We start from the raw sequence: 9,458 nt of genomic DNA, 5'->3' as shown, positions 1-9,458 counted from the left end.
TACACGAGAGCGGGACCGCCCCGCGCCCACTGTGCGCCGCCGGGCCGCGGGCCCGGGAGTGACGCGCAGGCGCGGCCGCGCCGGTTCAGCCCTGCGGCGGCTGGTACTGGCCCGCGTCGGGCTCGTGGCGGGAGTCGTCCCGGCTCTGCACCCGGGCCTCGGTGCGGTGGCCGCGCGCGATGTAGTCGCGTACGACGGCCTCGACGGCGTCCTGCGGGGACCCGATGCCGGCGAGGACCATCACCTCCACCACCAGCTCGGCGTCCAGACTGATGCTCACCTTCGCCACCGCTACCCCCTGACGTCCGACGTCGTGTGCGGCGACTCTAGTGCGTGAGGCGTCCGGCAGGGTCAGGCGTTGGGGCGCAGCGTCCAGACGACGGTCATCTCGCCGGTCACGGCCTCGTCCTCGCGCTGGATGGCGATGGTGACGGGGAACTCGGGGCGGCCGCCCGCGTCGAGTTCGGCGACCACGTCGGCGGCGGGGCGGCCGAGGGTGGCGGTGGCGGTGACGACGCCCTTGGCGAGCTTCTTGTACGCGATGTCGGCCTTGACGGCGAGCGGGACGGCGCGCGAGAGCTGGTCGCCGAAGGCCGCCAGGACGATCGCGCCGCTCGCGGACTCGGCCAGGGTGAACATGGCGCCGGCGTGCGGGCCGCCGACGTGGTTGTGGTAGTCGGGCTGGTCGGGCAGCCGGACGACCGCCCGCTCCGGGGTGGTCTCCAGGAACTGGAGGTTCAGGGTCCGGGCCATCGGCACCGTCGCGGCGAGCAGTTCGCCCACGTTCATCTGGTCTGCGCTCATGGCACGCGATGTTACCCACGAGTAGATGAGCTTGGCCAGACCCGACGGCGGGGGCGGTCGTGGCCCGTCCACCCCGCTCCCACTATGGTTACGGGCCATGTGGCCAGGACAGCAGCAGCCGGGGGGCGAGCAGAACCCCCAGAACCCGTACCAGCAGCCGGGGCAGCCGAACCCGTACCAGCAAGCCCCGTACGGACAGCAGCAGCCCGGCTACGGATACCCCCAGCCGGGCACGCCCCAGCAGCCGCCCGTGCAGCCGTGGGGCCAGCAGCCCACGACCCAGCCGATGGCGCAGGCCTCGGGCGGCGGAAGCTCGGCCTCCACCAAGACCGTGGCCATCGTGGCGGCTTCGGCGGTCGTGGTCGCGGCCGCCGTGACCGCGGCGCTCGTGCTGGGCAAGGACGACGAGGAGCCCCAGGCCGACAACAAGCCGGAGATCGCCGCGTCGGCGTCGCCCTCGGCCCCGACCTCCGCCACCCCGGCCGCGCCGACCGACAACCCGCGCGCCGGCGGCCAGCTCCAGCCGGTGATCCCGGGCTGGAAGGTGGTCTACAACCCCAAGTACGGCGTGGCGTTCGACGTCCCGCAGGAGTTCGCGGTCCAGTCGTCCGGCCTCTCCATCGGCTACAGCGACGCCTCCAAGAACGACGGCTCGGCGCTGATCATGATGTCCGCTCCCGCCTACCTCAAGGAGGAGTGGTGCAAGGTCGACTCCGACAAGAACGGCAAGGAGGACACGTTCGCGCTGGGCACCACCGGCGTGAAGGGCTCCCAGGGCTCGAAGGACACCGCCGAGGCCGCGCGTGACAACGCCGGCTCCTGGCTGTACGCCGCGTACGCCCAGAAGCAGCCCAAGGAGAAGATCAAGATCACGCAGCCGGCGGAGTACACCACCTCCTCCGGGCTCAAGGGGCACTTCGCCACCGCGACCGTCAACGGGCTGCCCAAGGAGCACAAGTGCTCCACCACGGACGGCAAGTCCGTCTCCTTCAGCTTCAAGAACGCCAAGGGCGACTTCGCCAACTGGGTCCTCTTCGGACCGACGGGCGTCAGCGAGGAGATGAAGCCCGACGTGTACGAGAAGATCATGAGCTCCATCCGGCTCAGCACCGGCTGATTCCCCCCGGCCCGGGCGCGCGCCGCCCGGGCCGCCCGGGCCGGAAACTCGTTTGGTCCGCCGGCCCGGGGGCGGGGATAGTCCGTAGGTGAGCTATCCCGACGCCGGCCGCACCGGCCCCTCCGGACCCCGCCGCGCGCGCCGCCCCGCGTGGGCCGGCCGCAACTACATGCTGCTGACGGCGTCCGCGGTGGTGACCAACCTCGGCAGCCACGGCGCGCTCATCGCGGCCGCGTTCGCCGTCCTCGACGCCGGCGGTTCGAGCCGGGACGTCGGCCTCGTCGCGGCCGCCCGCACCCTCCCACTCGTCCTCTTCCTCCTCGTCGGCGGCGCCGTCGCCGACCGGGTGCCGCGCCACCACGTCATGGTCGCGGCCAACGCCCTCAACTGCGTCTCGCAGGCCCTGTTCGCCCTGCTCGTGCTGGCCGGCGACCCACAGCTGTGGCAGATGATGCTGCTGACCGCGCTGTGCGGCACCGGCACCGCCTTCTTCAACCCGGCCGCCGAGGGCATGCTGTTCGCCAGCGTCTCCGCGGAGCACGCCAACCGCGCCTTCGCGGTGTTCCGCATGGCGACGAGCGGCGCGGCCCTGGGCGGAGCGGCCCTGGGCGGCATGATGGTCGCCGCGATGGGGCCGGGCTGGGTGCTGGCCGTCGACGCCGTGTCCTTCGCCGGCGCGGGCCTGCTGCGCGCCTTCCTCGACGTCGGCGCGACCACCGCGCGGCGCGCGGGCGGGGGCCTGCTGTCGGACCTGCGGGACGGCTGGACGGAGTTCCGCAGCCGCCCGTGGCTGTGGAGCATCGTCCTGCAGTTCTCCGTCGTGGTCGCGGTCGTCGGTGCCGCCGAGTCCGTCTACGGGCCGTTGGTCGCGCGCGACGAACTGGGCGGCCCGGCCCCCTGGGGCTACGCGATGGGGGCCTTCGGCGCGGGCACGCTCGCCGGGGCGCTGCTGATGATGCGGTGGAAGCCGCGGCGGCTGCTGCTGGTGGGCACGCTGTGCGTGTTCCCGCTGGCGCTGCCGTCGGCGGGGCTGGCGATCCCGCTGCCGGCGTGGGCGCTGTGCCTGGTGATGCTCGTCAGCGGCGCGGCGATCGAGGTGTTCGCCGTCAACTGGATGACCACGATGCACCAGGAGATCCCGGAGGAGATGTTCTCGCGGGTCTCGGCCTACGACTGGTTCGGCTCGCTGTCCATGCTGCCGCTGGCGACGGCCCTGGCGGGTCCGGCCGAGGCGGCCTTCGGGCGGACCGAGGCACTGTGGGGCTGCGCGGCCCTGGTGGTCCTCGCGACGGCGCTGGTGCTGCTGGTGCCGGACGTCCGGCAGATCACGCGGCGGCCGACGAAGCAGGTCACCGGGCCGGGGGCGGCCGAGGACCACGGGGTGACGGTGGCCGAGGACCACGGGCCGGGGGTGGCCGAGGACCACGGCCCGACCGCCCCCGAGCGGCTCGCGGCCGGCTCCTGACCCGGTCCCGGTCCCGGGCCGGGCCCTGGCCGGCTCGGGACCGGCCCCTGATCGACCCCTGCCCGGCTCCGGAGGCACGCGTGGCCGCGCGTACGGGCTCGCGGCGAAGGCGGCCGGCCCTGCCCGCCGGTTCAGCCCAGCGTGAAGGTGCCCGACGGGGGTTCGGGCGAGGGCGTCGCGGCCGTGTCCGGCACCGGGCGGGCCGCACCGACGAAGCGGGTCAGGTCCTCGCCCTCCGTCACCCGGGCCGGGAATGCGTCCGCCGCGCACAGCCGGGCGAGGTCACCCACCGGGAGCTCCGCGTCCGAGGCCAGCAGCACGGCGTTGCCGAACCGGCGCCCCCGCAGCACGGCCGGCTCGGCGACGAGCGCGAGCCGCCCGAACACCGCGGCGAAGTTCGCCAGCTGCGAGCGCAGGAAGGCGAAGGGCGCGCCGTCCGCGAGGTTCGCGGCGTAGAGGCCGCCGGGCCGCAGCACCCGCGCCGCCTCCCGCGCGTACTCCACCGAGGTCAGCTGCGCAGGCACCCGCGAGCCGCCGAACACGTCGGCGACGATCACGTCCGCGCTCGCCGCGGGCGCCTGTTCCAGCCAGGTGCGCGCATCGGCGGCGTGCACCGCGATCTCCCCGGCCCCTTCGGGCAGCGGCAGGTGCTCGGTGATGAGCTCCAGCAGCGGCCGGTCGAACTCCACGACCTGCTGGCGCGACCCCGGCCGGGTGGCCGCCGCGTACCGGGGCAGGGTGAGCGCGCCGCCGCCGAGGTGGACGAGGTCCAGCGCCGCACCCGGCTCCGCGGCGCAGTCCAGGACGTGGCCGAGGCGCCGGACGTACTCGAACTCCAGGTGCTCCGGGTCGTCGAGGTCGACGTAGGACTGCGGTGCCCCGTCGACCGTCAGCAGCCACGCCCGGTCCCGGTCCACGTCCGGCATCAGCTTGGCGGTGCCCTGTCCCACGTCCCGGATCACCGGTATCTGCTCGTCGCTCACCGCACCATTGTCGGTCAGTCCGACCACACCCCGCGCACCTCGGCGGCGTGCGCGGCGGCCTGCGCCAGCCCGGCCCGGGCCGCCGGATCGCGGCGCGAGGGGTCGAGCACGTTGCGTCCGAAGGCCTTCCGGGCCTGCGCGGACGGCTTGATCAGCGCGACCTTCGCGCCGGCCCGCCGCAGGGCGGCCGCCTGCGCCGCCGGTGACGGGACGATGCCCGTGCCCATCGGCAGCGGGGCGATCACCACGACCCGCCGGTAGCCGGCCGCCACGTCCGCGTTGGCGGAGGAGCGCACTCCGCCGTCGATGAAGCGGCGCCCGCCGACCGTCACGGGCGGCCACACCTGCGGCACCGCGCAGCTCGCCGAGACCGCGTCGACCAGCCCGGCGCCGCTCGCCCGGTCGAAGGCCTTGAACTCGCCGCTGAGCGCGTCGACGGCGGTGACCACCAGCCGGCGCCGGGGCCACTCGTGCGAGACCAGGCGCCGCGCGAGCACCTCGCGCCGGGCCGCCTCCTCGCCGGTGTCGGCGGCCAGGGCCAGGGCGCCGACCCGCCGCCGGTAGGCCCGGGGGTCGCGCGAGCGCAGCAGGGCGAAGGCGTAGCGGGCGAGGTTGCCGGCGCCGAGGCTCGCGACGGCCTCGCCGGCCGGTTCGCCGAGCTGGCGCTCGTACAGCTCGCGCAGGGTGAGCAGGCCAGAGGCGAGCTGGGCGCCGACGACCGAGCCCGCGGAGGTGCCGACGACGAGGTCGGCGTCCGAGAGGTCGACGCCGGCCTCGGCGAGGCCGTGCAGGATGCCGGTCTCCCAGCCGATGCCGGCCAGTCCCCCGCCGCCCAGTACCAGTGCCGTCCCGCCGCCCATCGCGCTCCCTCTCGTCCCCGTCGTCCGCCCGTCCGCTGCCGCGGTCCGCGGACGTCCTCGTCCGCCGAGGGCAGTGTGACCCACGCGCACCACCGCCACCACGGGTGGGTCACGGCCACGGGCGCCCGGATGCCGGGAGCCGGCGCCGGGGTCCGTATACCGGCAGCGGGAACCGGGCGCCCGGATGCCGGGAGCGGGCGCCGGGGCTCCGTATGCCGGCAGCGGGCGCCGCGGTCCCGATGCCTGCGGTTCGTCCGGATGAGACCTGCGTGACGGCGGGCCTTCGCGCCCGTCGGTTACTCTCCCCGGATGTCCCTCCTCCTCGCGCCGTGGATCCGGCTGTCGCTGCTCATCGTGCTGCTCGCGGCGGCCGGCGTGGGCGTGTGGCTGTACGAGCCCCAGCGCCTCCTCGCGCAGGGGTGGCCGCCCGGGCTGCCGGTGGGTGCCGGGGTGCTGCTGTTCGCGGTGGCCTACGGGCTGTGCACCGCGGCGTTCGTGCCGCGCCCGCTGCTGAACCTGGGTGCGGGGGCGGTCTTCGGGGCGCAGTGGGGGCTGCCGGCCGCGGTCGCGGGGACCGTGCTGGGCGCGGGGATCTCGTTCGGCCTGGGCCGGGTCATGGGGCAGGAGGCGCTGCGGCCGCTGCTGCGCGGGCGCTGGCTGCGGGCCGCGGACGGGCAACTGAGCCGGCACGGATTCCGCTCGGTGCTGGCGGTGCGCATCTTCCCGGGAGTGCCGTTCGCGGTGGCCAACTACTGTGCGGCGGTGTCCCGCTGCGGCTGGCTGCCGTTCCTGCTCGCGACGGCGATCGGCACGGTCCCCAACACCGCCGCGTACGTGGTCGCAGGCGGCACGGCGGCGTCCCCGACCTCACCCGCGTTCCTCGTCTCGCTCGGCTTCATCGCGATGTCGGGCCTGCTCGCGGCGGCCGTGGCGTGGCGCAAGCGGCACCAGGTCACGGGCTCCCTGGCCGCCCAGGGCACCCCTGTGGTCGGCGGGGTCCCGCACGGGCCCTAGCATTCGGACGACACTGCCCGACGATCACAAGGACGAGCGCACCCCGACATGAGCTGGTTCGAATCCCTAATCCTCGGTCTCGTCCAGGGGCTTACGGAGTTCCTCCCGATCTCTTCCAGTGCCCACCTGCGGCTGACCGCGGCGTTCGCCGGCTGGGAGGACCCGGGAGCGGCCTTCACGGCGATCACCCAGATCGGCACCGAGACCGCGGTGCTGATCTACTTCCGCAAGGACATCATGCGGATCGTCTCCGCCTGGTTCCGGTCGCTGACGAACAAGGCGATGCGCTCCGACCACGACGCCCAGATGGGCTGGCTGGTGATCGTCGGGTCGATCCCGATCGGCGTGCTGGGTGTGACGCTGAAGGACCAGATCGAGGGTCCGTTCCGCGATCTTCGGCTGACCGCGACCACGCTGATCGTGATGGGCATCGTGCTCGGTGTGGCGGACCGGCTGGCGGCCCGCGACGAGGCGGGCGGCCGGCACCGGGCGCTCCGGGAGCGCAAGACGCTCCGGGAGCTGAACGTCAAGGACGGTCTGATTTTCGGCATCTGCCAGGCGATGGCGCTGATCCCCGGCGTCTCCCGGTCGGGTGCGACCGTGTCCGGCGGTCTGCTGATGGGGTACACCCGTGAGGCGGCGGCCCGGTACTCGTTCCTCCTGGCCATCCCGGCCGTGGTGGCCTCCGGCGGCTACGAGTTGAAGGACGCGATGGACGGGGGCCACGTGTCCTGGGGGCCGACCATCTTCGCGACGGTCCTCTGCTTCTTCGTCGGGTATGCGGTCATCGCGTGGTTCATGAAATTCATTTCCACGAAGAGCTTCATGCCCTTCGTGATCTACCGGATCCTGCTGGGCGTCGCCCTGTTCGTGCTGGTCGGCATGGACGTGCTGAGCCCGCACGCGGGCGAGAGCGGCTCGTAGGCGCATCCGGCCACCGACACGCGGGGGCAACACGCGGGGGCCACCCGGGAACGTTCCCGGGTGGCCCCCGCGTCGTTGTGCACGATGGAACCTGGCAGCCGATGAGCAGGGGGTGACCCATGGGCCGAGTGGTGCTGGAGCGTTTTCCGGCAGGGAGTCCGCGGGGCAGCTGGCCGGCCGAGGAGTACGCGGCCCAGCGCATGAGCGAGGGAGTACCGGCGGAAGTGGTGATGGACCTTGCCACCGACGCGTTTCTGGTCGTCGTACGGCAGCGGGAGGTGCATTCCGGCCACTGACGCCCCGTCCGGCGCACCGGGGACCGCACGGCCCTTGGCCTGGCGGGTCCGCTGTCCCACACTGACCCGATGACGCAGCGTGTGGATCTGGCGACGGTGATGGACCGGCTGGCGATCGACGCCGTGGTCACCGGCTACGCCGTCGCGGTGGACGACGGCGACTGGGCGGCGTACCGGGAGCTGTTCGCGCCGGGCGGCCGGGCCGACTACCGCTCCGCCGGGGGCATCGAGGGGCCGGCCGGCGAGGTGGCCGAGTGGCTCGCCGAGACGATGGCGCGCTTCCCGGTCCGGCAGCACCTCATCGTCAACCGGCGGATCGAGTTGGAGGACGACTGCGGTGCGCCGGGTGACCGGGCCCTGGTGCGCGCCGACTTCGTCAATCCGATGCGGCTGGCGGCAGCGGGAGCGGGGACGGTGGCGGAGGCGGAGGCGGATTCCGGCGCCGCCTCCGCCACCGACGCCGCCTCTGCCACCGACGCCACAACCGCCTCCGCCACCGCCACCGCCACCGCGCCCAACTTCGTGGCCGCCGGCCGCTACACCTTCGCGCTCGTGCGCACACGGGCCCGTGACGGCTGGCTGCTCACCGGGGTCACCGTGCACGAGAAGTGGCGCCCCCTGTCCGTCTGAAGGGGGGCGCCGGGCCACACTGGAGAGGGAGGCGCGTCATGCTGACCGAGGGGACCGGCGGCCGGGCCCGGTGGTGGCGGGCGGCGGCCGCGGTGCCGGCCGGCGCCCTGCCCGCGCTCGCGTTCCCGGCCCCCGCCCTGTGGTGGCTCGCCTACGTCGCCCTGGTGCCGTGGATGCTGCTGGTCCGTACCGCCCCCAGCGGTCGCCGGGCGGCGCTGGAGGGGTGGCTGGGCGGGCTGGGCCTGGTGCTGGCGGTGCACCACTGGCTGCTGCCGAGCCTGCACGTGTTCCTGCTGCCGCTGGCCGCGCTGCTGGGGTTGCTGTGGATCCCCTGGGCGCTGCTGGTGCGGCGGCTGCTGGGCGGTACCCCGGGCCCCGGGCGGGCCGCGGCGGCGCTGGTGCTCGTACCGGCCGGGTGGCTGCTGTCGGAGCTGGCCCGGTCCTGGCAGGGGCTGGGCGGGCCGTGGGGGCTGCTGGGGGCGAGCCAGTGGCAGGTGGCGCCGGCGCTCCGGCTGGCCTCGGTGGGCGGGGTGTGGCTGGTGAGCCTGCTGGTGGTGGCGGTCAACTGTGCGGTGGTGCTGCTGATCACCGTGCCGGCGGGCCGGGTGCCCGCGGTGGCCGGGCTGTCGGTGTGCGCGCTGCTGACGGGCGCGGTGTGGCTGTGGGCGCCGGGGCCGGAGCTGACGGGCGTGCTGCGGGTGGCGGTGGTCCAGCCGGGCCTGGTGGCGGACGGGCCGGACAGCGTGGAACGGCGGTTCGCCACCGGCGAGCGGCTGACCCGCTCCCTGGGGGGGGAGCGGCTCGACCTGGTGGTGTGGGGCGAGAGCAGCGTCGGCGCGGACCTCGCGGCGCGGCCGGACCTGGCGCGCAGGCTGGCGGCGCTCTCGGCGCAGGTGGGGACCCCGCTGCTGGTGAACGTGGATGCCCGCCGGTCGGACCGGCCGGGCATCTACAAGTCCTCGGTGCTCGTCGGCCCCGAGGGCCCGACCGGCGACCGGTACGACAAGATGCGCCTGGTCCCGTTCGGGGAGTACGTGCCGGCCCGCGACGTGCTGGGCTGGGTCACCTCGGTCGGGAAGGCGGCCCAGGAGGACCGCCGCCGGGGCACCCGGCCGGTCCTGATGGAACTGCCGGGCGGCGGCGCCCGGATCGGGCCGCTGGTGTGCTTCGAGTCGGCGTTCCCCGACATGAGCCGGTACCTGGCCGGCCGGGGCGCCGACCTGGTCGTGGTGCAGTCGGCGACCTCCACCTTCCAGGACAGCTGGGCCCCGGCGCAGCACGCCTCGCTGGGCGCGCTGCGCGCCGCCGAGACCGGCCGGCCGGTGCTGCACGCCACGCTCACCGGCACGAGCGCCGGCTGCGGCC

At 74.6% G+C, this 9,458-nt stretch carries 11 protein-coding genes; 7 read left to right on the top strand and 4 right to left on the bottom strand.

What is annotated here, in order from left to right:
- Positions 1–85 precede the first annotated feature (85 nt).
- Together GPJ59_RS28480 and GPJ59_RS28475 are read right to left on the bottom strand one after the other, a co-directional pair.
- The gene (locus tag GPJ59_RS28480; RefSeq protein ID WP_219670573.1) at positions 86–289 is read right to left on the bottom strand and encodes a DUF2191 domain-containing protein; all 204 of its coding nucleotides are present in this window, start codon (positions 287–289) and stop codon (positions 86–88) included.
- 62 nt (positions 290–351) lie between these two features.
- Positions 352–804 (bottom strand): DUF4442 domain-containing protein, encoded by a 453-nt coding sequence (locus GPJ59_RS28475; RefSeq protein ID WP_219670572.1) that lies wholly within the window; start codon positions 802–804, stop codon positions 352–354.
- Between the two features lie 97 nt (positions 805–901).
- On the opposite strand from GPJ59_RS28475, the gene GPJ59_RS28470 reads away from it, so the two are divergent.
- Together GPJ59_RS28470 and GPJ59_RS28465 are read left to right on the top strand one after the other, a co-directional pair.
- Complete coding sequence (locus GPJ59_RS28470) at positions 902–1,921, top strand: hypothetical protein (RefSeq protein WP_219670571.1); 1,020 nt, start codon at positions 902–904, stop codon at positions 1,919–1,921.
- 169 nt (positions 1,922–2,090) lie between these two features.
- Positions 2,091–3,386, top strand: a complete 1,296-nt coding sequence (locus GPJ59_RS28465; RefSeq protein WP_219670575.1) for an MFS transporter — start codon at positions 2,091–2,093, stop codon at positions 3,384–3,386.
- Positions 3,387–3,517: 131 nt separating this feature from the next.
- Here the strand turns inward: GPJ59_RS28465 and GPJ59_RS28460 are convergent, their stop codons facing one another.
- Together GPJ59_RS28460 and GPJ59_RS28455 are read right to left on the bottom strand one after the other, a co-directional pair.
- Positions 3,518–4,312 (bottom strand): spermidine synthase, encoded by a 795-nt coding sequence (locus GPJ59_RS28460; protein ID WP_219670574.1) that lies wholly within the window; start codon positions 4,310–4,312, stop codon positions 3,518–3,520.
- 71 nt (positions 4,313–4,383) lie between these two features.
- The gene (locus GPJ59_RS28455) at positions 4,384–5,229 is read right to left on the bottom strand and encodes a patatin-like phospholipase family protein (RefSeq protein WP_219670570.1); all 846 of its coding nucleotides are present in this window, start codon (positions 5,227–5,229) and stop codon (positions 4,384–4,386) included.
- A 309-nt stretch (positions 5,230–5,538) separates the two neighbouring features.
- Here GPJ59_RS28455 and GPJ59_RS28450 point away from each other — a divergent pair, with 309 nt between their 5' ends.
- The 5 genes from GPJ59_RS28450 to lnt form a co-directional block, all read left to right on the top strand.
- Positions 5,539–6,243 (top strand): TVP38/TMEM64 family protein, encoded by a 705-nt coding sequence (locus tag GPJ59_RS28450; RefSeq protein ID WP_219670569.1) that lies wholly within the window; start codon positions 5,539–5,541, stop codon positions 6,241–6,243.
- 48 nt (positions 6,244–6,291) lie between these two features.
- Positions 6,292–7,167, top strand: coding sequence for an undecaprenyl-diphosphate phosphatase (locus tag GPJ59_RS28445; RefSeq protein ID WP_219670568.1), 876 nt, complete (start codon positions 6,292–6,294; stop codon positions 7,165–7,167).
- 119 nt (positions 7,168–7,286) lie between these two features.
- The gene (locus tag GPJ59_RS28440) at positions 7,287–7,463 is read left to right on the top strand and encodes a hypothetical protein (RefSeq protein ID WP_219670567.1); all 177 of its coding nucleotides are present in this window, start codon (positions 7,287–7,289) and stop codon (positions 7,461–7,463) included.
- A 69-nt stretch (positions 7,464–7,532) separates the two neighbouring features.
- Positions 7,533–8,093 (top strand): nuclear transport factor 2 family protein, encoded by a 561-nt coding sequence (locus GPJ59_RS28435; RefSeq protein WP_219670566.1) that lies wholly within the window; start codon positions 7,533–7,535, stop codon positions 8,091–8,093.
- Positions 8,094–8,131: 38 nt separating this feature from the next.
- A partial coding sequence (gene lnt, locus GPJ59_RS28430) for an apolipoprotein N-acyltransferase (protein ID WP_219670565.1) occupies positions 8,132–9,458 on the top strand: 1,327 nt, incomplete at its 3' end.

The sequence above is a fragment of the Streptomyces bambusae genome, assembly GCF_019400985.1.
GTDB classification, from domain to species: Bacteria; Actinomycetota; Actinomycetes; order Streptomycetales; family Streptomycetaceae; genus Streptomyces; species Streptomyces bambusae_A.
Note: the sequence above shows the minus strand (reverse complement) of the source record. Positions and strands in the feature narration are given on the sequence as shown.

Bases quoted from the DNA above. Each gene is read 5' to 3' on its own strand.
- GPJ59_RS28455 (WP_219670570.1), bottom strand. From the start codon at position 5,229: ATGGGCGGCGGGACGGCACTGGTACTGGGCGGCGGGGGACTGGCCGGC.
- GPJ59_RS28440 (WP_219670567.1), top strand. From the start codon at position 7,287: ATGGGCCGAGTGGTGCTGGAGCGTTTTCCGGCAGGGAGTCCGCGGGGC.
- GPJ59_RS28445 (WP_219670568.1), top strand. From the start codon at position 6,292: ATGAGCTGGTTCGAATCCCTAATCCTCGGTCTCGTCCAGGGGCTTACG.
- GPJ59_RS28475 (WP_219670572.1), bottom strand. From the start codon at position 804: ATGAGCGCAGACCAGATGAACGTGGGCGAACTGCTCGCCGCGACGGTG.
- GPJ59_RS28465 (WP_219670575.1), top strand. From the start codon at position 2,091: ATGCTGCTGACGGCGTCCGCGGTGGTGACCAACCTCGGCAGCCACGGC.
- GPJ59_RS28450 (WP_219670569.1), top strand. From the start codon at position 5,539: ATGTCCCTCCTCCTCGCGCCGTGGATCCGGCTGTCGCTGCTCATCGTG.
- GPJ59_RS28460 (WP_219670574.1), bottom strand. From the start codon at position 4,312: ATGCCGGACGTGGACCGGGACCGGGCGTGGCTGCTGACGGTCGACGGG.
- GPJ59_RS28470 (WP_219670571.1), top strand. From the start codon at position 902: ATGTGGCCAGGACAGCAGCAGCCGGGGGGCGAGCAGAACCCCCAGAAC.
- GPJ59_RS28435 (WP_219670566.1), top strand. From the start codon at position 7,533: ATGACGCAGCGTGTGGATCTGGCGACGGTGATGGACCGGCTGGCGATC.